Source organism: Thalassospira sp. TSL5-1 (genome assembly GCF_001907695.1).
Classification (GTDB): domain Bacteria; phylum Pseudomonadota; class Alphaproteobacteria; order Rhodospirillales; family Thalassospiraceae; genus Thalassospira.
In genome coordinates, this window is sequence record NZ_KV880643.1 from 119,021 (window position 1) to 143,871 (window position 24,851).

21 protein-coding genes are annotated in these 24,851 nt (G+C 53.9%); 17 read left to right on the forward strand and 4 right to left on the reverse strand.

Translation table 11 applies throughout. The features are described 5' to 3' along the window. Positions 1–48 precede the first annotated feature (48 nt). From LF95_RS21985 to LF95_RS22030, 10 genes are all read left to right on the forward strand, one after another. Positions 49–1,380, forward strand: coding sequence for an omega-aminotransferase AptA (locus tag LF95_RS21985; protein WP_073957349.1), 1,332 nt, complete (start codon positions 49–51; stop codon positions 1,378–1,380). 21 nt (positions 1,381–1,401) lie between these two features. Then, positions 1,402–2,898: a CoA-acylating methylmalonate-semialdehyde dehydrogenase gene (locus LF95_RS21990; protein WP_073957350.1), complete on the forward strand. Its 1,497-nt coding sequence runs from the start codon at positions 1,402–1,404 to the stop codon at positions 2,896–2,898. A 185-nt stretch (positions 2,899–3,083) separates the two neighbouring features. Then, positions 3,084–3,950 carry a nitrilase-related carbon-nitrogen hydrolase gene (locus LF95_RS21995; protein ID WP_073957351.1) on the forward strand — a complete coding sequence of 289 codons (867 nt, stop codon included), beginning with the start codon at positions 3,084–3,086 and terminating at the stop codon, positions 3,948–3,950. Positions 3,951–4,152: 202 nt separating this feature from the next. Continuing rightward, entirely contained in the window at positions 4,153–4,944 is a 792-nt protein-coding gene (locus LF95_RS22000) for an ABC transporter ATP-binding protein (RefSeq protein WP_073957381.1), read from the forward strand. Further along, positions 4,934–5,863 (forward strand): ABC transporter permease, encoded by a 930-nt coding sequence (locus LF95_RS22005; protein WP_073957352.1) that lies wholly within the window; start codon positions 4,934–4,936, stop codon positions 5,861–5,863. The genes LF95_RS22000 and LF95_RS22005 overlap by 11 nt, the downstream gene beginning before the upstream one ends. Then, a complete protein-coding gene (locus LF95_RS22010; protein ID WP_073957353.1) occupies positions 5,860–7,014 on the forward strand; it encodes an ABC transporter permease in 1,155 nt (384 codons plus the stop codon). The genes LF95_RS22005 and LF95_RS22010 overlap by 4 nt, the downstream gene beginning before the upstream one ends. 63 nt (positions 7,015–7,077) lie before the next feature. After that, positions 7,078–8,058, forward strand: coding sequence for an ABC transporter substrate-binding protein (locus LF95_RS22015; protein WP_073957354.1), 981 nt, complete (start codon positions 7,078–7,080; stop codon positions 8,056–8,058). 135 nt (positions 8,059–8,193) lie between these two features. After that, positions 8,194–9,651: a dihydropyrimidinase gene (gene hydA / locus LF95_RS22020; RefSeq protein WP_073957355.1), complete on the forward strand. Its 1,458-nt coding sequence runs from the start codon at positions 8,194–8,196 to the stop codon at positions 9,649–9,651. A gap of 274 nt (positions 9,652–9,925) precedes the next feature. Further along, a complete protein-coding gene (locus tag LF95_RS22025) occupies positions 9,926–10,117 on the forward strand; it encodes a hypothetical protein (RefSeq protein WP_143182146.1) in 192 nt (63 codons plus the stop codon). 185 nt (positions 10,118–10,302) lie between these two features. Then, on the forward strand, positions 10,303–11,763 hold the full coding sequence (locus tag LF95_RS22030) for an NAD-dependent succinate-semialdehyde dehydrogenase (protein ID WP_073957357.1): 1,461 nt from the start codon (positions 10,303–10,305) through the stop codon (positions 11,761–11,763). A 92-nt stretch (positions 11,764–11,855) separates the two neighbouring features. On the opposite strand, the gene LF95_RS22035 is transcribed toward LF95_RS22030, so the two are convergent. Both LF95_RS22035 and LF95_RS22040 read right to left on the reverse strand, forming a co-directional pair. After that, a complete protein-coding gene (locus tag LF95_RS22035) occupies positions 11,856–12,410 on the reverse strand; it encodes a hypothetical protein (RefSeq protein ID WP_073957358.1) in 555 nt (184 codons plus the stop codon). Positions 12,411–12,490: 80 nt separating this feature from the next. Continuing rightward, positions 12,491–13,630 carry a UDP-N-acetyl glucosamine 2-epimerase gene (locus LF95_RS22040; protein ID WP_073957359.1) on the reverse strand — a complete coding sequence of 380 codons (1,140 nt, stop codon included), beginning with the start codon at positions 13,628–13,630 and terminating at the stop codon, positions 12,491–12,493. Positions 13,631–13,848: 218 nt separating this feature from the next. Between LF95_RS22040 and glpK the strand changes: the two genes are divergently transcribed. Next, positions 13,849–15,342, forward strand: coding sequence for a glycerol kinase GlpK (gene glpK / locus LF95_RS22045; protein ID WP_073957360.1), 1,494 nt, complete (start codon positions 13,849–13,851; stop codon positions 15,340–15,342). Between the two features lie 153 nt (positions 15,343–15,495). After that, positions 15,496–16,440, forward strand: coding sequence for an AEC family transporter (locus LF95_RS22050; protein WP_073957361.1), 945 nt, complete (start codon positions 15,496–15,498; stop codon positions 16,438–16,440). Here the strand turns inward: LF95_RS22050 and LF95_RS22055 are convergent. Then, entirely contained in the window at positions 16,419–18,581 is a 2,163-nt protein-coding gene (locus LF95_RS22055; RefSeq protein WP_073957362.1) for a bi-domain-containing oxidoreductase, read from the reverse strand. The two genes, LF95_RS22050 and LF95_RS22055, sit on opposite strands and share 22 nt — an antisense overlap. Before the next feature lie 179 nt (positions 18,582–18,760). On the opposite strand from LF95_RS22055, the gene LF95_RS22060 reads away from it, so the two are divergent. From LF95_RS22060 to LF95_RS22080, 5 genes are all read left to right on the forward strand, one after another. Then, positions 18,761–19,924 (forward strand): glycosyltransferase family 4 protein, encoded by a 1,164-nt coding sequence (locus tag LF95_RS22060; protein ID WP_073957382.1) that lies wholly within the window; start codon positions 18,761–18,763, stop codon positions 19,922–19,924. 172 nt (positions 19,925–20,096) lie between these two features. Further along, positions 20,097–20,993, forward strand: a complete 897-nt coding sequence (locus tag LF95_RS22065) for a dihydrodipicolinate synthase family protein (protein WP_073957363.1) — start codon at positions 20,097–20,099, stop codon at positions 20,991–20,993. A 110-nt stretch (positions 20,994–21,103) separates the two neighbouring features. After that, the gene (locus tag LF95_RS22070) at positions 21,104–22,351 is read left to right on the forward strand and encodes an NAD(P)/FAD-dependent oxidoreductase (RefSeq protein ID WP_073957364.1); all 1,248 of its coding nucleotides are present in this window, start codon (positions 21,104–21,106) and stop codon (positions 22,349–22,351) included. Between the two features lie 17 nt (positions 22,352–22,368). Continuing rightward, complete coding sequence (locus tag LF95_RS22075) at positions 22,369–23,370, forward strand: 4-hydroxyproline epimerase (protein ID WP_073957365.1); 1,002 nt, start codon at positions 22,369–22,371, stop codon at positions 23,368–23,370. 147 nt (positions 23,371–23,517) lie between these two features. Further along, positions 23,518–24,198: a GntR family transcriptional regulator gene (locus tag LF95_RS22080; protein WP_073957366.1), complete on the forward strand. Its 681-nt coding sequence runs from the start codon at positions 23,518–23,520 to the stop codon at positions 24,196–24,198. Positions 24,199–24,372: 174 nt separating this feature from the next. On the opposite strand, the gene LF95_RS23730 is transcribed toward LF95_RS22080, so the two are convergent. Further along, on the reverse strand, positions 24,373–24,588 hold the full coding sequence (locus LF95_RS23730; protein WP_143182147.1) for a proline racemase family protein: 216 nt from the start codon (positions 24,586–24,588) through the stop codon (positions 24,373–24,375). Between the last annotated feature and the right edge of the window lie 263 nt (positions 24,589–24,851).

Below are 24,851 nucleotides of genomic sequence, written 5' to 3' on the forward strand. Positions count from 1 at the left end.
GTGCGAAACCACCAGAAGAGCCAAACCGGGTTCGGGAGACCTGATAAAATGACTGCCGCCACTTCAAACAACCGCCCCAATGATTTGTCTGCGTTCTGGATGCCCTTTACGGCCAATCGCCAGTTCAAGCAGGCACCACGCATGCTGGTTTCGGCCGAAGGCATGTATTACACCACCGATGACAATCGCCAGATCCTGGACGGGACGGCGGGGCTTTGGTGCTGTAATGCCGGGCATAAGCGTGCCAAAATCAATGAAGCCGTTCGCGCTCAGCTTGAAGAGCTGGATTATGCCCCGGCCTTTCAGATGGGGCATCCCAAGGCGTTTGAACTGGCAACCCGCCTGGCACAATTGATGCCCGGTGATTTGAACCATGTGTTCTATACCAATAGCGGCTCGGAATCGGTTGAAACCGCCCTTAAAATTGCCATTGCCTATCATCGTGCCCGGGGCGAGGGCCAGCGCACCCGCCTGATCGGGCGGGAACGCGGCTATCACGGCGTGAATTTTGGTGGTATTTCGGTCGGCGGTATTCCCACCAACCGCAAAACATTTGGCACCATGCTGGGTGGGGTTGATCATATCCGCCATACGCATTTGCCCGAAGAAAACAAATTTGTTCGTGGGGAGCCGGAAAACGGCGCCTGGCTGGCCGATGATCTGGAACGTTTGTGCGCCCTGCATGACCCGTCCACCATCGCCGCCGTGATTGTCGAGCCGGTGGCAGGCTCCACTGGCGTTCTGATCCCGCCGCAGGGTTATTTGAAACGTTTGCGCGAAATTTGCACCAAACACGGCATTTTGCTGATTTTTGATGAAGTCATCACTGGCTTTGGCCGTATCGGCACCCCGTTTGCCGTGGATTATTTTGGTGTACAGCCCGACATGGTGACAACCGCCAAGGGCCTGACCAACGGCACCATTCCGATGGGCGCGGTTTTTGCAACTGATGCCATTCATGATGCCTTCATGACCGGCCCGGAAAACATGATCGAGCTTTTCCACGGTTATACCTATTCTGGCAACCCGGTGGCCTGTGCGGCGGGCCTTGCAACGCTTGAGATTTACGAGGAAGAAGGCCTGCTGACTCGTGGGGCCGAATTGGGCAAATATTGGGAAGATGCGGTGCATAGCCTGTCCGATTTGCCGCATGTGAAGGATATTCGCAATCTGGGCCTGATTGGCGCAATCGAGCTTGAAAGCATTGAAGGCATGCCGACCAAGCGGGCATTTTCGGCCTTTTTGCAGGCGTTTGAAAAGGGCATTCTGATCCGCACGACGGGCGATATCATTGCGCTGTCGCCGCCCCTGATCATTGAAAAATCCCATATCGATGAACTGTTCGGCACCTTGCGCGACGTTCTGAAGAATCTTGACTGAATTTGCACGGAAAGAAGAGTTATGAAACGTATTGAACATATTTTTGGCGGCGAACATACCCGTGGCGAGAGCACACGGACCGGCGCCATCTTCAATCCTGCAACCGGGGAGCAGACGGGCGAAGTGGTGCTGGCATCGGAAGCCGATGTAAACACCGTTGTTGCCACCGCCAAGGCCGCGTTTGAAAGCTGGTCGGCAACATCGCCTGCCAAACGTGCCCAGGTGATGTTTGCCTATAAGGCCCTGCTGGAAAAACGCGCCGATGACATTGCCAGTACCATTTCGGCCGAACATGGCAAAACCCACCCCGATGCGCTGGGCGAAGTGGCCCGTGCGCTGGAAGTGGTGGAATTTGCCTGTGGCATTCCGCATTTGCTGAAAGGTGATTTCAGCCGCAATGTTGCAACTTCGGTCGATGCCTGTGCTGACCGCCATGCCCTGGGCGTTGTTGCCGGGATTACCCCGTTCAACTTCCCGACAATGGTGCCGTTATGGATGATCCCGATGGCAATTGCGTGCGGCAATACCTTTGTTTTGAAACCGTCGGAACGTGATCCGTCGGCGGCCAATCTGGTGGTGGAACTGCTCCATGAAGCCGGTTTGCCAAAGGGCGTTTGCAACGTTTTGCATGGGGATAAGGTTGCGGTTGATGGCTTGCTGCATCACCCGGATGTGCAGGCGATCAGCTTTGTTGGCTCCACCCCGATTGCCGAATATGTTTACAAAACCGGTACGGCCAATGGCAAACGGGTGCAGGCACTGGGCGGTGCCAAAAACCACATGATCATTATGCCTGATGCCGATATTGACCAGGCCGTCGATGCCCTGATGGGGGCTGGTTACGGTGCGGCGGGCGAACGCTGCATGGCAGTCTCGGTTGCCGTCCCGGTGGGCGAAGAAACGGCGGACCGTTTGGTCAAGGCGCTGGCACCGAAGGTGGCCGCGCTTAAAATCGGCCCTTCGACCGACACGGATGCCGAAATGGGCCCGGTGATTACCGAGGCGCATAAGAACAAGGTGCTGGGTTATATCGATGCCGGTGTCAAGGAAGGCGCGGAACTGGTTGTTGATGGCCGTGGATTTAAGCTGCAGGGCTATGAAAACGGCTATTTCATTGGCGGTTCCCTTTTTGACCGCGTCACCCCGGACATGTCGATTTATACTGACGAAATTTTTGGCCCGGTTCTGTCGGTTGTGCGGGCGGACAGCTATGACACAGCGGTTGATCTGATCAACAAGCACGAATATGGCAATGGCACCGCGATTTTCACCCGCGATGGCGATGCGGCGCGCAACTTTGTCGATCGTATCCAGGTGGGCATGGTGGGTGTGAATGTGCCCATTCCGGTGCCGGTCGGCTATCACAGCTTTGGTGGCTGGAAACGGTCGATTTTCGGATCACACGGAATTTACGGCCCCGAAGCAGTGCATTTTTATACCAAGCTGAAAACCGTTACCATGCGCTGGCCGACAGGCATTCGCGCCGGTGCGGAATTCAACTTCCCGTCCAACGGGTAACAGGCAGGCGTGGCCCCATACGGGCCGCGCCTCTTTATTTTGTGCCGGGTCCATGTGCGGTTCGGTGCTGAAATATACCGGTTTTCGCCCTTAACGGCGTTTCGGGGCGGAAACCAATACAAGCGTTCACATCCAGATCGGTAAAAACCGGCAGGAACGCATACATTATCAAGGAGGTATCTCGCATGTCGATGCTGAGAGGCGGGCTGATTCAAATGTCCTTGAAGGGCAGCACGGATCAGTCACCCGAAGAAATTCGCCAGGCCATGATCGAGGCGCATCTGCCTTATATCGAGGAAGCTGGCAAAAAAGGCGTACAGGTCCTGTGTTTTCAGGAAGTGTTTACCCAGCCCTATTTCTGCCCGAGCCAGGATGCCAAATGGTACGCGGCGGCAGAGAAAATTCCCGACGGGCCGACCACACAACTCATGTGTGAGTTGGCGGCCAAACATAAAATGGTGATTGTCGTTCCGATTTATGAGGAAGACATTACAGGGGTTTATTACAACACCGCCGCCGTGATTGATGCCGATGGCACCTATTTGGGTAAATATCGTAAAACCCATATTCCCCAGGTGGCCGGTTTTTGGGAAAAATTCTTTTTCAAACCGGGTGCCTCCAACTGGCCGGTCTTTGAAACCCAATATTGCAAATTGGGCGTTTACATTTGTTATGACCGCCACTTCCCCGAAGGCTGGCGTGCCCTGGCGCTGAATGGCGCGGAATATATCGTTAACCCGTCGGCCACGGTGGCCGGGGTTTCGGAATATATCTGGAAGCTGGAACAACCGGCCTCGGCCGTTGCCAATGGCTGCTATATTGGTGCGATCAACCGGGTCGGCCGCGAACAGCCCTGGGATATTGGCGAGTTTTACGGGCAAAGCTACTTTGTCAATCCGCGTGGCGTGATTGAAAAGGAAGCCTCGCGCGATCAGGACGAACTGATTGTTCATGACATGGACATGGCGCTGGTGCGTGAAGCCCGCAATAACTGGCAGTTTTTCCGCGACCGTCGGCCATCCACCTATACCCGTTTAACCGACGGCAACTGATCTTCAAAGGCGAACGCCCGCACGTTCGCCCGACTGCCCCGACCGGCACAGAGACCGCCCTATTACGCTAACCCCGTAACCAAGGCGGCCAAAAAACAAGCTGGCAGGGTTCAGGGCAATGTCCCTGAGGGAGGTTTTTGAGAGACATTCGATCAGGGGAACACCCATGACGTTACAGGCAGTCGTCAATAATGTGGCGCCGATGCCCGCATCCAAAGATGTGGTTGTCGATATTCAGAAAATGTCGCTGACATTTCAAACCGCCGATGGTCCGGTTTATGCACTATCCGATGTGGACTTAACCATCAATCGCGGCGATTTCGTTTCCTTCATTGGTCCGTCGGGCTGTGGCAAAACAACGCTGTTGCGCGTGATTGCAGATCTGGAACAGGCCACGGCGGGGGATATTTTGATCAATGGCGTCTCGCCGCACCAGGCGCGGGAAGACCGTGCCTATGGCTATGTTTTTCAGGCGCCAGCCCTTTTGCCGTGGCGCTCGATCGAACGTAATGTGACCCTGCCGCTGGAGATTATGGAAATCTCCAAAGAAGAGCGGGTAAAACGCGCCCATGAAGCCCTGAAACTGGTGGAATTAAACGGGTTTGAAAAGAAATTCCCCTGGCAGCTTTCGGGCGGGATGCAGCAGCGGGCCTCGATTGCGCGCGCGCTGAGTTTTGATGCCGATTTGTTGTTGATGGACGAGCCGTTTGGCGCGCTTGACGAAATTGTGCGCGACCATTTGAACGAACAGCTATTGAAACTATGGGCGCGGACCAACAAAACGGTCGCCTTTGTCACCCATTCCATTCCCGAGGCGGTGTTTTTATCGTCGAAAATTGTGGTGATGTCGCCGCGGCCGGGGCGGATTATTGACGTGATCGAAACCGATTTCGCCAAGGACCGCACGCTTGATATTCGCGAAACCCCGGAATTTTTAGAAGTCGCCCATCGCGTGCGCGAAGGGTTGCGGGCAGGGCACAGCTATGACGACTGATGCCGCAACTTTGCCCGCCGCCCGCACAGGCCCCGGCCTGTGGACGCGGATGATGAAGGGGCAGACTGGCCCGGTTTGCGTGATGCTGATCGGCCTGTTTGTGATTTGGTATATTGGTGCGGTTTTCATGAATATGCCGGGCCAGCTAGACCGCTATGCCCGGGCCAAGCAGGACTGGACCGTTTCCCAGCTTGTCGAGGCGACGCTTAATCAGGATCGCCCGGTTTTGCCAGCCCCGCATCAGGTGGCCGCGGAAATGTATAAGACCATTTTTGCCACCAAAATCACCTCGAAACGCTCGCTGGTCTATCATACCTGGGTGACATTATCCTCGACCCTGCTGGGTTTCGGGATTGGCACGTTGCTGGGCATTTTGCTGGCGGTTGGCATTGTGCATGTGCTGACGCTGGAAAAAAGCCTGATGCCGTGGGTGATTTCCTCGCAAACCATTCCCATTCTGGCGATTGCACCGATGATTATTGTGGTTTTGGGGGCGATTGGCCTGAAGGGACTGGTGCCCAAGGCGATGATTTCAACCTATTTGTGCTTTTTCCCCGTAACAATCGGGATGGTCAAGGGTTTGCGCTCGCCCGATCATATTCAGCTTGATCTGATGCGCACTTATAATGCTTCGAGCTGGCAAACATTTTTGGCCCTGCGCTGGCCCTCTGCCATGCCGTTTTTGTTTGCCAGCCTGAAGGTGGCGATTGCGATTAGCCTGGTAGGCGCGATTGTCGGCGAATTGCCAACCGGGGCGCAATCCGGCCTGGGCGCACGTTTGCTGGCCGGGTCCTATTACGGGCAAACGGTGCAAATATGGGCCGCCCTGTTAACCGCGGCCTTTGTGGCGGCGATGATGGTGGTTGTCGTCGGCCTGTTTGAAAAACGGGTGCTGGAACGCATGGGGGTGCGGGCATGAGCGGAAAACTGGATAAATTCTGCCTTGTCGGTGCGGTTTTTGCCCTGCTGTCGCTGGTTTTTCCGCTGTCGGGGGTGGACCCTGAAACTGGCAAAAATGTTGCCTTTGTTTCGGGCCTTCCAGGCCTTGCCAGTGCGATGGTGGCCTGTGTTGTCATTGGGGTGTTTTTTACCTGGTCTGGTGTGACCAGCGTTTTGCGCGGCAGTATTATTTTGTTGGTGGTGATTTACGGGGCCTGGCAGGCCATTGCCACCCTTTATGACCACGGGCTGGCGAGCTATGCGTCCTACGGATTCTGGATGTTTATTTTCTCGCTTTGGGCGCTGGTGTGGCGCGGGATTGACGTGATCGCCAATTATCGCACGCTTGACCAGGGCAAACAGCAAACCGCAAATGTGATTGTGCCGCTGGCCTTTGGCATCTGGTTGCTGTTTTTGTGGGAAGTCATCACCGCCGGTTTTGGTGTGCCGCAGGTTTTGCTGCCGGCACCGAGCATGATTGGCGTTCGGTTCATCAATTCCACCGGCATTTTGTGGGACGATTTCCGTCAAACCTTTCTTAAGGCGGTTTTGGCTGGTTATGTGCTGGGTTGTGGCAGTGGCCTTTTGGTCGCGATTGCCGTGGACCGTGTGCCGTTTCTTAAACGCGGTTTGTTGCCATTGGGCAATATGGTCTCCGCCCTGCCGATTATCGGTGTTGCGCCGATTATGGTGATGTGGTTTGGCTTTGACTGGCAGTCAAAGGCGGCGGTCATTGTCATCATGACGTTTTTCCCGATGCTGGTGAATACGGTATCGGGCCTGAATGCGGCAGGGCGGCTGGAACGCGACCTGATGGCGACCTATGCCTCGGGCTATTGGTCCACGCTGTTTCGCCTGCGTTTGCCGGCAGCTTTGCCGTTTATTTTCAATGCGCTCAAGATCAATTCCACCCTGGCCCTGATTGGTGCGATTGTTGCCGAATTTTTTGGCACGCCCATTGTGGGCATGGGCTTTCGCATATCGACCGAAGTCGGCCGGATGAATGTGGATATGGTTTGGGCGGAAATTGCATTGGCAGCCCTGGCGGGGACTGCCTTTTACGGGGCCGTGGCCCTTGCGGAACGCAAGGTAACGTCGTGGCATCCGTCGTTCCGGGTACGTCGCCATTAAGGCATTAAAAAAGACGACCCGTCGGGAGGATTGAATTTCAACCTGTGGAGAGGCTTCGATAAAATGAAAAAAGTGTTAGCGACGGCTCTGGGGATGGCATTTGGCCTGACATCGCTTTCGGCGATGGCAGCAGACGAAGTGACCTTGCAACTGAAATGGGTGACCCAGGCGCAGTTCGCCGGGTATTACGTGGCCCAGGACAAGGGATATTACGAAGACGCCGATCTGGACGTGACCATTAATCCCGGCGGGCCGGACATTGCACCGCCGCAGGTGATTGCCGGGGGCGGGGCCGATGTGGTGGTGGACTGGATGCCATCTGCCCTGGCATCGCGCGAAAAGGGCGTGCCGCTGGTCAATATCGCCCAGCCTTTTGCCAAGTCGGGCATGGAGCTGACCTGCCTTAAGGATACCGGCATCACATCGCCCAAGGATTTTCCGGGCCGGACCCTGGGGGTCTGGTTCTTTGGTAACGAATATCCGTTCTTAAGCTGGATGTCGAAACTGGGCATTCCGACCGATGGCAGCGAAAAGGGCGTTACGGTTCTTAAACAGGGCTTTAATGTGGACCCGCTGTTGCAAAAGCAGGCCGATTGTATTTCGACCATGACTTATAACGAATATTGGCAGGTGATTGATGCCGGTATTCCGGCCGATGATCTGGTTGTTTTCAAATATGAAGATCAGGGTGTCGCCACCCTGGAAGATGGTCTTTATGTGATGGAAGACAAACTGAAAGACCCGGCCTTTGTTGATAAAATGGCCCGCTTTGTTTCAGCCAGCATGAAGGGCTGGCATTGGGCAGCCGAACACCCGGAAGAAGCAGCCCAGATCATTTTGGATAATGACGCCACCGGGGCCCAGACCGAAAAACACCAGGTTCGCATGATGAAGGAAGTTGCCAAACTTCTGAGCAAGGATGGTGTTCTAAGCGAAGCTGCCTATACCCGCACCGTTGACAGCCTGCTGTCGGGCGGGTCCGACCCGGTTATTACCAAAAAACCGGAAGGGGCCTGGACCCACGCTGTTACTGACAAAATGTAAGCCGTAGGCTGCATTGCACATGTTGTGCCCGGCAATCGCCCCGATGGTTGCCGGGCCGACCCCTGAAATTTCAGGGCAGGGTGCTGTTTTTCGTGGCACCCGTTATCCCGATACCGACATACAAGGAGCCACCTAATGTCTATGGTTATTCGTGGCGGAACAATTGTTACCGCAGACCTGACTTATGAAGCCGATATTCTGATCGAAGATGGCAAGATCGCCGCGATTGGCAAAGACCTTTCGGGTGACAAGGTGATTGAAGCCGATGGCTGCTATGTCATGCCGGGCGGCATTGACCCGCATACCCATATGGAAATGCCGTTTATGGGCACCTATTCGGCAGATGACTTTGAATTTGGCACCAAGGCGGCCGTTGCGGGTGGCACCACGATGGTGGTGGATTTTTGCCTGCCATCTCCGGACCAGTCTTTGCTGGAGGCCTTGCAGGCCTGGGACAACAAGTCCTCCAAGGCGGTGTGCGATTATTCCTTCCATATGGCGATTACCTCCTGGAGCGAGCAGATTTTCAACGAGATGAAAATCGTGGTCGAGGAAAAGGGTATTAACACCTTCAAACATTTCATGGCCTATAAAGGGGCCCTGATGGTCGATGACGATGAAATGTTTGCCTCCTTCTCGCGCTGCTCCGAACTTGGTGCCATGCCACTGGTACATGCCGAAAATGGCGACGTGGTTGCCACCCTGCAGCAGCGTTTGCTGGAAGCTGGCAATAACGGGCCGGAAGCGCACGCCTATTCCCGTCCGGTCGATGTGGAAGGCGAGGCGTGTAATCGTGCCATCATGATTGCCGATATGGCCAATGTGCCGCTTTATATTGTCCATGTATCGTGTGAACCGGCCCATGAAGCCATTCGCCGGGCACGCCAGAACGGCAAGCGCGTTTTTGGCGAACCGCTGATTCAGCATCTGGTGCTTGATGACAGCGAATATGCCAACCCTGATTGGGACCATGCCGCGCGCCGTGTCATGTCTCCGCCGTTCCGCAGCAAGCTGCATCAGGATGGTTTGTGGAATGGCTTGGCATCGGGCAGCCTGCAGGTGGTGGCCACCGACCATTGTGCTTTCACATCTGAGCAAAAACGCATGGGCATGGGTGATTTCACCAAAATCCCGAATGGCACCGGCGGCCTTGAAGACCGCATGCCGCTTTTGTGGACGTATGGGGTGAATACTGGCCGTTTGACGCCCAACGAATTTGTCGCCGTTACATCGACCAATATTGCCAAGATTTTGAATATCTATCCGCGCAAAGGGGCCATTTTGGTGGGTGCCGATGCCGATTTGGTGGTGTGGGACCCGAAAGCATCAAAAACCATTTCGGCTAAACACCAGGTTTCCTCGATTGATTATAATGTTTTCGAGGGCATGGAAGTGACCGGCCTGCCGCGTTACACTATCAGCCGGGGCCGCATTGCCGCCGAAGAAGGTGTGGTTCTTGCCAAATGCGGTGATGGCGAATTTATCCGCCGTGATGCTTTCCCTGCTGTGAACAAGGCGCTTTCCAAATGGAAAGAAATTACAGCTCCTCGTAAAGTTGAGCGCAAAGCGGAGAATATGCCAGCAGGTGTGTAACACGCCGAAGGTTTCACAAAACGGGGGATGGTCTTTCATCCCCCGTTTTGCTGTTTGGCTATTGTGCTGATGATAGGGTTGGGTGCTGTTATGAGAGCTCTTACCGTTTTATCGTTTATGCAGAGGTAGCTTTTCGCGGTGATATGTTTGTGTCGCCCATCCAGCAATTGCCGGATGATGCCAAAGTGTTGTGGCTGAGGCTTGGACTTTCTATTCGACCTTTTCACTCTTTTCGTCAGTGCCGCTTAAAAGTTATATGAAGGTGCAGCCGTGCTTGGAAGCCATCGCTGCGTTGCTCGCAGATTTGCTGTTTTTGGTGTTGTTGCCTGTTGTTGGCCCCTTCGGAATTTATGATGTCATCTGTGACACCCTAGCGGTGCAGGCTTTGGTGCAGGAGCAGATGGTGCAAGAATATCAAGACATTTCGTATGCGCTTTTTCACATTGCCCAGTGGTTCGGTGCGTAGTGCAAGGCTACGTGACGCATAATCCAACGTCTTTAGGAACTGCAGGCGGCCGTTTTGCGTTTAACAGCATATGTTTTGATAATTCGGCCTGCTATTTGAGTTGCAAAGCCGCAGAAAAGCGGGTCACATGTCGATTATCAAGAGGGCCGGTTCGTGCCCCGATTTTCAGAATATCAGGAGGAACTATGGTTTCGCTCAAAGATCCGTCACTGTTTCGCCAACAAGCCTATGTTGCGGGTGAATGGATAGATGCGCCGGACGGTAAAACCGAAGATGTCACCAACCCTGCCACCGGTGAAAAGATCGGTACGATCCCGGTTTTGGGACGTGATGTTGTCAAGCAGGCAATTGAAGCAGCGCAAACAGCGCAAAAGCAGTGGAAAAAGCGCACCGCCAAGGAACGCGCCGCTGTTTTGATGAAATGGTACGACCTGATGATGGAAAATCAGGAAGACCTGGCGCAATTGATGACGGCCGAGCAGGGCAAGCCGATTAATGAAGCGCGCGGTGAAATTGCCTATGGTTCGTCGTTCCTGCAATGGTTTGCCGAAGAAGCCAAGCGCGTTTATGGTGATGTGATTCCGACCTTCGCGGCGGATAAACGCATTGTGGTGTTGAAAGAACCGGTTGGTGTCTGTGCCGCCATTACGCCGTGGAATTTTCCGACGGCCATGATCACGCGCAAGGCGGCCCCGGCACTTGCGGTGGGCTGTTCGATGGTGGTCAAACCGGCATCTGAAACGCCTTATTCGGCACTGGCAATGGCGGTGTTGGCCGAACGTGCCGGTGTGCCAAAGGGTCTGCTGTCAATCGTCACCGGCGATGCCAAGGAAATTGGTCTGGAAATGACCGAAAGCAACATCGTGCGCAAGCTGACCTTTACCGGGTCAACTGCAGTCGGTCGGCTGTTGATGCGCCAGTGTGCCGACACCATTAAAAAGGTGAGCCTGGAGCTGGGCGGCAACGCACCGTTTATCGTGTGTGAAGATGCCGACCTAGATGCTGCTGTTGAAGGGGCCTTGGCATCGAAATATCGCAATACCGGGCAAACCTGTGTGTGTGCAAACCGCATTTTTGTGCATGATGCCGTATATGATGCCTTTGCCGAAAAACTTGCCGCGAAGGTTAGCAAGATGAAAGTGGGGGCCGGTACCGAAGACGGTGTTGAAATCGGCCCGCTGATTACGGAAAAGGCGGTTCAGAAGGTTGAGAGCCACGTTAAGGATGCCGTTGAAAAGGGTGGTCGAATACTGACTGGCGGCAAGCGCCATGAAAAGGGCGGTACCTTCTTTGAGCCGACAGTGATTGTGGATGCTACCCGCGACATGCAGGTCTTTGGCGAAGAAACCTTTGGCCCGATGGCACCGCTGATCCGGTTTAAAACCGATGATGAAGTGCTGGAAATGGCCAATGACACCGAATTTGGCTTGGCCTCCTATTTCTATTCCCGTGATATCGGACGTATCTGGAAAATGGCAGAGGGCCTTGAAAGTGGCCTTGTTGGCGTGAATGCCGGTGTGATTTCGACGGAAGTTGCCCCCTTTGGCGGTTACAAGCAGTCCGGTATCGGGCGCGAAGGCTCCAAATATGGTATGGAAGACTATTTGGAAACCAAATATGTCTGCATGGGCGGCCTGGATGCTTAAAGGCAGCTAGCCACCAGCATGATATGTTAAAAAAACGGCCCGGGAAATATGTTTCCGGGCCGTTTTGTGTGCGCATGCTGAAAAGCCGTATGTTAAAGGCCGGCACGCCGCGCGAGACCAAAGCTGGGGTCAATGTCGGTATCGGGGCTTTGGCCTTGCAGATTGGCTTTGGTTTCCGTTACCTGCTGGTCGCGTTCCTGGATCATTGTTAACGCTGCATACATTTGTGGATCAAATGACATTTGCGCCATGTTGTGATCCAGGCTTTTGCTGCCGTCTTTTTTTTCGTCGTCCTTGTCCGAGCTATTGTTCATGCTGGCAACATCAAGCTGCCGCTGGATACGTTCGGAGATTGATTTTTCAATCGCGGCGCGCTGATCGGCGGGCATGGCAGCAAGTTTTTCCTCGTCCAGCCCCATCGATTGCAGGATCCTTTCGCGCATTTCTTTTATTTTTTGTTCTTCGATGTCTTTGACATAGTTCATAAAACCGGTTTCACGGATTTTATTAACCTCGGCAGAATGGCCGTTATCCGCGCTTTTGTCGGTATACCCGGTGCTGCTTGACGCGATGATGCCACTTGTGGTCGCTGTCAGTTTTTGGGTCAGTCCAGTGCTAAGACCGGCAGTCGATTGAAAAGCTGTCATGATCGTTCCCCGGTAAAAATTGCCATATAGGGTTGCATTTCAAGCAATCGAAGCAATTATTGTGCCTGTTTACGACGCGCCTAAAACAACCGGGATGTTATATCTTGCAGCATCCTAAGTCCTGTATTGCCATCCCATCCTGGCGGTCGAAAAGGTGTTGGGTGGCTTTGTAATGCCAGATTGGCCTGTTTTATCAAATCGGCTGGTTCGCTATGGCAAAAACCACAATGTGCCATCGCATGCGGTCGTTCGGTGCGCGGGCGCAGGATAACGGTGCGCTTGCCAAGATAGGCGCATTCTTCAAGGATACCGCCTGAATCGGTAATAATCAGCTTTGCCTGTCTAAGCAGCGTCATAAAATCTGGATAGGCGAGGGCGGGTACCAGGCAAATATTGCCTGGTGTTTCGTTTGACCAGACCGATTGTTCAAGGAGCGATCGGGTGCGTGGATGCAGCGGCCAGACCACGCGATGATCCTGTGCAATTTGGGAAATCGTGGTCAGGATTTCATCGAATCTGGTTGGGTTTGCCAGATTTTCAACACGGTGAAGGGTAACAAGTACCGGTTCTCGCGGCAGTATGTAGGATGTCTGCTGTGGTTTCGTTGACGAAAATCGCCGCAGGGCATCGATCATGATATTGCCGGTTATGGTGATGTGGGCTGTGGAAATGTTTTCTGCTTGCAGATTTGCGTATGCCGTATCGTCCGGTGCCCAAAGATAGGTACAAATATGGTCCAGCTCGTGGCGGTTGGCTTCCTCGGCAATGGCGTCACTGCCCCCCCGAAGGCCCGCTTCGAGGTGAAAAACGGGGATCAGGTGCTTCACTGCGGCACGGGCAATGCCGACGGACCCATTCACATCGCCGATAGCAATGCTTGCGGAAGGGGCGGCTGTCTGCAAAATGTGTTCATAGGCGTCTTGCGTGCGGACAATGACAGTCTCACGCTCAACGGGTGGCGTGTTGCTGCTATGGCGCTGTTTCTCAAGCATTGGGCCAACGCCCAGATTACAGGCAGGTTCCGGCAGACCAAGGGCAATGCGCTGATTGTGTGATAACGTGTCGTCCCAATGCTGGCCGGTATCAATCAGTCGCAGGGAAAAGGGCCAGTCATGGGTGGTTTCCCGCCAGGCCGCATACAACCCCGCAGCCTTGATAATGTTAGGCCGGGTGCCAAAAACAAGGTCGATAATATTTTTATCGGCAAGGTCGCGGGGCATTCAATATTGGCCTGTGACGAGGGGTGGTTGGGAATTTATGGTGTTGTTGCTTTGCAAATAGCGTGTCTAAATTTTCGTTAATGAAATTAATTGGCGGAAATGTGTTGTGTAATGAAAATTCCTTGACTTGCGGGCGATGTTATCTGACTTTTATCAAAACTGAATGTGCACGGCATGTTTTTGTCATGAAAAAACGCTGATGCACCGGGAGGAACGAAATGTCAGACAAGAAATATATCCTTGCCATCGATCAGGGCACAACCAGTTCGCGCGCGATTGTTTTTAACCGTGACGGCAAGTCTGTTGCGGTTGCGCAGCGCGAATTTCCGCAGCATTTTCCCAATTCCGGCTGGGTGGAACATGACCCGGAAGATTTGTGGAATACGGTTGTTGAAACCTGCCGCGAGGCGATTTCGCATATTGATGTTAACGAGATTGCGGCAATCGGCATTACGAACCAGCGCGAAACCACCATTGTCTGGGACCGCAAAACAGGCAAGCCGGTTTATAACGCCATTGTGTGGCAGGATCGCCGCACAGCGGCCCTGTGTCGCGACCTGCGTCATCGCGATGCGGAGCTTGAACAGCATATTAACGCCAAAAGCGGCCTGTTGATTGATCCGTATTTTTCTGCCACCAAAATTGCCTGGATCCTGGACCACGTAACCGGGTCACGTGCGCGGGCGGAGCAGGGCGATCTGGCCTTTGGCACGGTTGACAGCTTTTTGTTATGGCGGCTCACTGGCGGCAAGGCCCACGCGACCGATGCCACCAATGCCGCACGCACAAATCTTTATAATATTCGCGAAGATCAATGGGATACGGAGCTGTGCGATATCTTCCGTGTTCCTCAACAGATGTTACCTGAAGTCAAGGATTGTGCCGCCGATTTTGGCATGACCGACAAGGACCTGTTTGGCGCTGAAATCCCGGTTTATGGCATTGCGGGCGACCAGCAGGCTGCGGCCTTCGGGCAATGCTGCTTTAAGCCTGGCGAAATCAAAAGCACCTATGGCACCGGCTGTTTTGTGATTTTAAATACCGGGGATGAAGCCGTTACCTCGCAGCATCGCCTGCTCACCACGATTGGCTACCGCCTGAATGGTAAAATCAGTTACGCGATGGAAGGGGCGATTTTTGTCGCGGGAGCAGCGGTGCAATGGCTGCGTGACGGGCTGGGTATTATCAAATCAGCCGCAGAAACCGAAGGTCTGGCCGGTGATTTACCCGATAATCGGGGTGTTTATATGGTCCCGGCCTTTACCGGGCTTGGCGCACCCTATTGGGATGCCGATGCCCGCGGGGCCGTGTTTGGCCTGACGCGCGACACAGGGCCGCGCGAATTTGTCCGTGCTGCGCTTGAAAGCGTTTGTTACCAGACATTCGATCTGTTTGATGCCATGGCCGCCGATGGTGTTGCGCCCAAGGCGGTGCGGGTGGATGGCGGTATGGTCGCCAATGACTGGATTTGCCAGTATCTGGCCGATATTTTGGCGATTGATGTTGAGCGCCCGAAAATCACCGAAACGACGGCATTGGGGGCAGCTTGCCTTGCGGGTTTACAGGCCGGGCTGTTTTCCGATCTGGATGAAATTCGCAGTCGCTGGAAGCTGGATGCGAAATTTTCCCCTGAAATGGAAAAGCCCCGGCGCGATCATGTTTTGGCCGGTTGGCGCGATGCGGTTGCACGGGTGCGCACCAGTGATGACTAGGGTTGCATTAAGCTGACTGGTCAGGGCAAAAAACCTCCTATAGGATGAATGTGGATCGGGCGGCGCAGGCTTGTGCCGCCTTTTCCATGTGCGGCACTGTTCTGGCGCGTCGCAAATAACGCAATATGCAGTAAAACTGCAGCTGGGGGATGAATGCTGGATTTGATTTTCAGTAAGGTTGGGCCCGTCTTTTTGACGATCCTGTGTGGATATTTGTTGATGCGCAGCCGTATTTTATCGCGCGAGGGGATACCGGTTCTCGCCCGCATCGCGATGAATGTTTTCATCCCGGCCATGCTGTTTCAAACCCTGTCACAGTCCGACATTCGTGCCCATTTCGATTTGCGTCTGTGGGGGGCCTATTATGGCGGCGCGCTTTTGAATTATGCGCTGGTTTATTTCACGGCGCGCTTCACCCTGGGGGCGAAAAACGATGAGGCGGCCATTACCGCTGTTGGCGGTGTTTTTTCTAATGTGGTGTTGTTGGGGATTCCGCTGATCCAGGCGGTTTATGGCGAAGACGGGCTGGTTCCCTTGCTGATCGTGCTTGCCATCCATCCGCTGACATTGCTGGGTCTAACTATTTTCCTGGTTGAAGGCAGCCGGTCATCGGGCGAAACCAGGCTTGCCACCGTGGCCGGAAGCATGGTGCGTGTGCTTAAAAACCCCATTATCATCGCCATTATTGCCGGTGTTGCTGCGTCGCTTGTGGGGTTGAAGCTGCCGGAAATTGCCACCAATACGCTGGAACGTTTTCGCGTTGCCGGGCCGACGGTGGCCCTGATCCTTGTTGGATGTGGTTTGTATGGGCAAAGCGTGCGCGGGAACCTGACGGCCAGTTTATTATGCACCTGCGCGAAACTTTTCATTCAACCAGTCCTGGTTTTTTCGATTGCCTATTTCGTGTTTGATCTGCCGCCGTTATGGCTGACGGTGGTGACAATCATGGCGGCCTTGCCTGCCGGGGCCAATGTCGCCATTTTGGCGGGTAATTACCAGGTCTGCATCGACCGTTCTGCAACCACCATTCTGATCACGACGCTCATCAGTGTAATCACCCTGCCGCTTTTGGTTCTTTATGCCGGGGTGCAGCCATAGGCTGCGGTTAAAATCATGCGGCACAGGTCGATTTCATCTTGAGCGCTTGGCGGCGTGATGATGTTTTCGGCTTTGGCCCATTGCGGGTCCTGAATACGCTGGATAAACGCCTTTAATGCCTGTTCGTGCCCCTTTTGCGGGGTTCGGGACAGTAGGCCGCCGCTTCGATGGATGGTTTTCCTGCCGTTCTGCGATATTACAAGTTTATGCCAGTCAATCAGCTCGATTGTAGTATTGGTGGCGGTGATGTGCAGGCGTTCCTTAGGGTCGTGTCTTTGTCCGCCATGTGTGTAATGCACGGTTGCGTGGCTTTGATCGGCAAACCGGATTTCCCAGATACTGTCGCCGTGTGCGCGGTTGATCCAGTGGCATTGAATTGCCAAAACAGGTGACTGCGACACTGCCATTACCAGATCAATGAAATGGCTGATTTCGCCAATGGTGCGGCCGCCCTGGCCTGGCTGGTTCAACCAGTGATCAGATGGCAGTGGTGACAGTCGCACTTGATAGGAAAAATGCTTGGGGCCGGATGGTAACGTACCCTTAATCATATATGTAAAGGGGGCGTATCGTCGGTTATGGCCAACCATAAGGGTTTGTTTAGGTCCGGTTTCAGTCAGGGTTTTCTGTATCATATCCAATTGCGGCAAGCTGACAGCAAGCGGTTTTTCCACCCACACATGTTTGCGGCTTAACAGGGCTGCATGGGCAAGGTCAGCGTGGCTGTCATGCCGTGTTGCGATGATGACGGCATCAATTTCCGGGTCATTGAATATTTGGGTATTGTCGCTGATTGCCTGTGACCCTGGCACGCGGTGATGTGCGCCCATTGCCGCCAGGCCGCGTGTGCTGGCGATATATTTGAGTGTCGTTTTCGGTATGTTTTTTATAATGGGTAGCAGGGTGGCGCCGGTAAAATTACCGGCACCAATGATGCCCAGGTTTACGGTGCCCGTTTTTGGTTTTGCTCTTGTTGTATGCTGTACTGACCGCTGCAATTCCGTGCTATCGGTGGGAACCTCAGCATTATATTCAATGACGGTGGCAAGCGGCGGTACTTCGCAGGTTGTAGGGTTTGCAGCATCGGCAAGCGGAATCCTGGCGTCAATCAGCCGGGCAGGGGTGATCCGCTGATCTGCCATCAGGTCAAGCACGGCCTGCATATTGCGTTTGATCGTCCATCTTGCATGGCCGATCGGGTAATCCTGGCCCAATTGTTCATAATTGGCATCATAGCGACCGGGGCCGTAGGATCGAACCTGGCGCAGAGTGATTTCCTTACGAAATAGTGGGCCGCGATTGGCATGTGGTTTGACGTCACCGACACATACAATGATTCCGCGATCCCGACATAACGTCGCTGCCGCGTCGATCAGCGTGCCTTTATCGTCTGATGCGCATAGCAAAACGGCATCACATCCGGCATTGTGGGTGATGTCGGCAAGATCTTGCGCCGTAATTTCGCCGGTGGATTTAAAACACTTAAACGCGCCACTTTCCCGTGCCGTTGCCAGGCGCGGTCTTTGCCAGTCAATCGCAACCACCCGTGCACCGGCGGCAACTGCCAGCTGAATGGCGAGCTGCCCGATCAGCCCACAGCCAATCACGGCAACCGTCATGCCAATGCCGATTTCCCCTTGCCGAATGGCATGCAGGGCGATGCAGGCAAGGGTGGTAAAAACGCCGTTATCATCGCTGACCTCATCGGGGATGGGGCAGGCAAGGTTTTGGGGCACGACATTCCATTCGGCATGGCGGGCAAAATCGATCCCGCCGCAGGCAACGCGCATGCCTTTGGTAAAACCGGTCACACCTTCGCCCAGGTCCTCGATAATCCCGCAGCAGGCATAGCCCGCGGCAATCGGTTGATCTAGACGGTGTTTTACGGCATTGCGGGTGGCGGCCAGTCCGTCGCGGCGTAATTTGTCAAACACCTGTGCGGTTAAATCGGGTCGTTTGATCGCCTTTGCCAGAAGCGGCATGCGTGTTTCGGCATTTTGCGTTGCTTCGGTGCCGGGACTGATTACGGATAGCGTTGTTCTGATCAGTATGTGTCCCGGTTGCAGGGCAGGGATGGGGCATTGCGCCACCTTCACCTGTTTTTCACCCGGAAAGCGCAGCAAGGCGCGCATTGTTGCCATAAAGTGATTTTCCCCCGAAATGCCCGTTTGGGCTGTATTCTTCGCGCCGGATTAAATCATACAGATTGTGCATCGTCGATCAGTGATTGACGGAACAGGCATGTGTCGCTAGCAACAGTCATTATGTGAAACAGGACAGTGATCCGATGGTTTCGGGTTACGTCTAAATGGAATACAGCATGTCAAATTCCCGCACGTCGAATGCCGCATCGAAACGCAAGAAACTTTTGTTTGTTTGCAGCGAGGATTGGTATTTTGTCTCACACCGGATGGCTTTGGCGCGTGCGGCACAGGTGCGTGGCTGGGAAATTGTCGTGGCCTGTCGCAAAAATCAGGCGGCTGAAATGTTGCAGACAGAGGGTTTTAAGATCATCGATCTTAATATTGCCCGGGGTGGTTTAAGCCCGGTTGCGTCATTGAAAACGGTTTGTCACCTGATTTCCATTTTTCGGCGCGAGAAACCTGATGTGATTGTCAATGTTGCCATTCAGTGCGTCATTCTGTCCACATTGGCTGGTTTGCTGTCGGGGGCGCGGCGCATTGTCAATATGGTGACGGGGTTGGGTTTTATTTTTGTGTCAAACGGGCGCAAGGCAAAAATCATCCGGTCCATCGTGCGTGGGGTTTTACGGTTTTATGCCCGTTTTAAATCCGTGCAGGTCATTGTTCAGAATGGCGATGACGAAGAACTGATGGCATCCCTGGGGTTTCGCCGCGCCAATTTGTCCCTGATCCGCGGGTCGGGGGTGGATATGCAAAAGTACTTTCCGGCGGGCGAGGTGGAAAGTCGCGAGGTGGCCAAGCAATCCAAAACAGCCATTTTTGTCGCGCGGATGTTATGGTCCAAGGGGCTGGGTGAATTGATCGCGGCCATTCGTCTTCTGGCTGAAAAAGGTGTTCACTATCGTTTTTTGCTGGTCGGGGATGTGGACCTTGCCAATCCTGACAGTGCAACAGTGAATGACCTTGAAACCTGGCAAAAGGAAGGTTTGGTGGAATGGCTGGGCAAGCGCAGTGATATTCCCGCTTTGTTGCAGGGGGCTGATCTGGCGGTGTTGCCGTCGTGGCGGGAAGGTTTGCCAAAATCCCTGATCGAGGCCGCAGCCTGTCGCCTGGCGATGGTCGCCACCGATGTACCGGGGTGCCGCGAGATTGTTCGGCACAACGATACTGGCTTGTTGGTTAAATTGGGCGACGCCCAAGCCCTTGCCGATGCCATCGAACGTTTGATGGAAAACAACGAATTTAGAAATAACTGCGCAAACAATGCCTATGCACTGGTTGAAAAGGAACTGTGCGATGCTGTTGTGGTGCAAAAGACCCTTAAAGTTATCGAGGGGTAATTCCACGCCATAAGGATGAATGATGACGGTGTTTCAGGTAACGAGGCACAGGCATCACTTTCTTCATTTTTATGATTGTATACAATATCCATATGTGCGATATCTGGTGTCAGGTAAATCAGCGGGCGTTCCCGTCGGGCGTGGCCGCGTATCGGATAAAAGGAATTTTGTGATGCAGGTAAGCTGGACCGGTGTGTTTCCCGCAGTTGCGACCCAGATGTTTGAAGATGGCTCTATCGATTTTGATATGACGGCCAAACAGATCGAAGCATTGATTGATGCCGGTGTTGATGGGTTGGTTATGCTCGGCTCGGTCGGGGAAAATACGACGCTCGAAATGGACGAAAAGATTGCCGTCCTTAAGCTGGCTGTCGAAATTACCAAGGGTCGCATTCCCGTTTTGTCCGGCGTTGCCGAAACCACAACGGCCGGGGCGATTAAATATGCCCAGAAATGCGAAGAACTGGGGGCCGATGGCCTGATGCTTCTGCCCGGTATGATCTACACGGCCGATACCCGCGAAAATCTGGCGCATTTCCGTGCTGTGGCGGCCAAAACCGCGTTGCCGATCATGATTTATAACAATCCGGGTGCCTATCGCATCGATATCAAACCCGAAGAATTCAACCAGCTTGCCGATGTTGAAAATCTGGTTGCGATCAAGGAAAGCTCGGGTGATCCGCGCCGTATTACCGACATTTATAACGCCTGTGGCGATCGTTTTGTTCTGTTCTGCGGCATGGATGATCTGGTTATGGAAACCCAGGTTTTGGGGGCTGTAGGCTGGATTTCCGGCTTTACCGATGCCTTCCCGGCAGAATCTGTTGGCCTTTGGAAGCTCCTGACCGAGGGCAAATACGCCGAAGCGGTCAAAATTTACCGCTGGTTCACCCCGGTTTTGCACATGGATGTGCATGCCAAGCTGGTTCAGTATATTAAGCTCGCCCAGGCCATGACCGGCGTTGGCAAAGAATATGTGCGTGCGCCGCGCCTGACCCTGGTGGGCGAGGAACGCGAAGCCATCACCAAAATCATTCAAAAGGCCATCGACACACGTCCGTCCCTGTGATTTTGTGTCGCTAACGCCTGCATATAAGTTTCAAACCGGCAGGCAGAAAAGCTGCCATGCCGGTTTGAGGCTATTATTTTGCTGTTATTTTTCAGGGTGATGAGGTTCCGATGTCTGTCCCGCAACATGTTCTTGTCATTGGTGCCGGGATTGTGGGGGTTAATGTCGGTCTTGCCCTGCAAAAATACGGTTTTGCCGTTACCCTGGCCGATAAGGGCGAACCGGGGCGTGCCACGTCTTTTGGCAATGCTGGCGGTCTTGCGGTCAGTGAATGTGCGCCCATTTCCATGCCCGGCACGCTCAAAAATGTTCCCGGCTGGTTGCGGGACCCGAACGGGCCGTTAACCCTTCGTTTGTCCTATTTGCCCAAAATGCTGCCCTGGCTGCTGCGCTTTATGGCTGCCGGTCGGCGCAACCGGGTGGAGCAGATTGCAACCGAACTTGCCGCCATTTTGCACTCGGCGTGGGATGATTATGATCCCCTTATTCGGGATGCCAAATTGCAGGATGCCGTTTTCCGGGATGGTGCGATGGCGGTTTATCGCTCCGAACAGGGGCGTCGGGGCGATGATTATTCTATTGATCTGCGCCGCCGTAACGGGGTGCGCCTGACCGATCTTTCGCGGGACGAGGTTTATGACCGCGAACCAGATCTGGCACCCGGTTTCGTCTGTGGCGTGCTGGAAGAAGACTGGGGCAGGGTGCTTGACCCCTATAAAATCGTCACCGGCCTTTATCAGTTGTTTCTGGATCGCGGCGGAAAATTCCAAACTGCTGATATTACCGATTTTGTCTATCAGGCGGGCCGCCCGCGTTCTGCCATCAATCGGGCGGGCGATAATATCCCGTTTGATCATGTGGTTGTTTGCTGTGGTGCCTGGTCGCGCCATCTTGCGGCACGTTTGGGCAGCAATGTGCTGCTTGATACCGAACGGGGCTATAACACGACTGTTCCTTATAATGGTGTGACGCTTAATCACATGGTGATCAGCCCGGATGACAGCATTGTTTTGACCCCCATGGAAATGGGTATTCGTGTCGGCGGTGCAGTCGAGCTTGCCGGGCTGGATGCGGCACCCGATTACAGCCGGGCTTCGGCCCTGTTCAAAAAGGGCCAGCAGGTTTTGCAGGGCTTGCGCGATGAGGGTGGTACTCAATGGATGGGTTTTCGCCCTTCAATGCCGGATTCAAAACCGGTTATTTCTGCAAGCCCCCGGCATGATAATGCCTATTTTGCTTTTGGTCATGGCCACCTGGGGCTGACAATGGGCGCAACCACCGGCCGCCTGCTGGCTGACCTGATGGTCGGGCGCCCTGCCAGCATCGACATGACCCCGTATCGTATTAACCGCTTTTAAGCCGGAGCCCGCCATAAATGGCAAAGCATAGTTTCTTTTGTATTGATGGTCATACCTGCGGTAACCCGGTGCGCATTGTCGCTGGCGGCGGGCCGCGCCTTGTCGGGGCCAATATGCGCGAAAAGCGTGCGCATTTCCTGGCCGAATATGACTGGATCCGCACCGGCCTGATGTTTGAGCCACGCGGACATGACATCATGTCGGGCTCTATTCTGTATGAGCCGACCCGCGATGATTGTGATGTTGCCATCCTGTTTATCGAAACATCGGGCTGCTTACCAATGTGCGGTCATGGCACGATTGGTACGGTGACAATGGCCCTTGAACAAGGGCTGATCAAACCCAAAACGCCCGGCATCGTGCGGCTCGATACCCCGGCGGGTCTGGTTGTCGCCGAATATGAACAGGTCGGCGACTATGTTGAAAAGGTTCGCCTTACCAACGTTCCGTCCTTTCTATACAAGCAAGGGATCGAGGTTGACTGCCCGGAACTGGGCCTCCTTACGGTCGATGTTGCCTATGGCGGGAATTTTTATGCCATTGTCGAGCCGCAGGAAAACTTCCGCGACATGGCCGATTATTCCGTTGGCGATTTTCAACGCCTTAGCCCGCAATTGCGCCAGCGCCTCAACGAAATTGAAACTTTCGTGCATCCCCTGCATCGCGAAATCAATGGGTTGTCCCACATTCAATGGACGGGCACACCCACTCAGGAAAGCAGCACGCACCGCAATGCCGTTTTTTATGGTGACAAGGGCATTGACCGTTCACCCTGCGGCACCGGCACATCGGCAAGACTAGCCCAACTCGCAGCCCAGGGTCGTTTGCCAGCGGATGGTAAAATTGTCCATGAAAGCATTATTGGCTCTCAATTCGAGGCCTATGTTGTTGAGCAAACCCGGGTTGGTGACTATCTGGCAATCGTGCCATCGGTTGCCGGTTGGGCGCGCATGCACGGGCTGAACACGATTTTTATTGATGATCGCGATCCCTATGCACACGGTTTTGTCGTCAAATAACCTCCGGGAAGGGGTTATTTTGACCAGATTTGCGGCAAACCCGGTAATTTTATTGCCACATTCCAGTGGCCCCGTTATGAGTATCTGGAATGGCTAATTCCTTGTGATGGGCTGTTTTGGTTCGGCAATTAGATAGACGTAAACACTATGGTAGCTTCCCCGCGCTTTACCCGTCGTACAATTACGGATCAGGTTACAGAAGACCTGCGTGAACGTATCCTGTCGGGGGACTTTCTGGCCGGTACGCAATTACGCCAGGATGCGATAGCTATCGAATATAATGTCTCACGTATTCCCGTGCGCGAGGCTTTGCAGCGTCTTGATGCCGAAGGCCTGGTAACATTTCAGCCGCACAAGGGTGCGATTGTTGCCCAGCTCTCGCTTGACGAGATTGAAGAACTGTTTGAAGTTCGCCGTCTTCTGGAATGTGAATTGCTGCGTCATTCGGTTCCGCGTCTCAGTGCGGATGACATTCGGGCAGCAAGCGAAATTCTCGATGTTTATGACGAGGCCTTGCGGGCGGGCGATATTGCCCGCTGGGGGGAACTGAACCGTCAGTTCCACGAACGCCTTTATCAGGCCTCGAACCGTCCCAAGACATTGGAAATCGTGCGCACGATTGGTAATAACACGGTGCGTTTCACCCGCGCGCAGCTTGCCCTTTCAGGCGCAACCGAACGGGCCGAGCGCGAACATCATGATATTCTGGATGCCTGCCGTTCGGGAAATGTCTCTTTGGCCGTGTCCCTGCTTGATCAACATATTTCTGATTCCTGCAAAAGCCTGATCGAATGTTTGCGTGTTGCCCGTGTCGGTAACGACGCCTGATTGACTGGCGTGACGCCATTCTAATGAGGCCGAAATCCGCGCTCAATCTCGTCATCATCGTCCAGCCAAAATTGACTTTGCCCACAATTATATATCGTGCCGCTCACCCGTGCGATCATGGCAGGGCCATATATGGTCCAATAACACTCGTTATGTAAAAACAGCACCGCCAAATCAGTACCCGCAAGCCGGGCTCAATCTGCAGGACACCATACATATCTGTTCTGTATGACCACGCGGTTTAAGCATCACAAATTGGCGCAAATGATCCAGATGCTCTCGCACATGGCGGCGTTTGGCCAATATGTCCGCACCGGAAACAGTCGGACATTCCCTAGGCTCAAAGATTTGCCATCTGTCTGAATGTCTATCACCTCTATCGGGTGGGATTTATCGGAGAATCATCCTGACATGGCGGATCTGCGGGTGTTTTTCGTTCGGGTGGGCGGGCGTGAGGCCGACTTTGGCGGGGGGAGTCTGTTTTCATTCACCTTTTTCACCCTATTGTTTCGCGGGATACCTAACGAGGCAAACAGGTGGCGCAAAAAAGCCGTCATAACGTCGTTTATCGGGTTCATTCATGATGCCGATTTGCGTTTGAGCGCAAAATTTTTGCGTAGCTCGTTTTTTTGCTCTTTTTTGGCAAAAAGGTA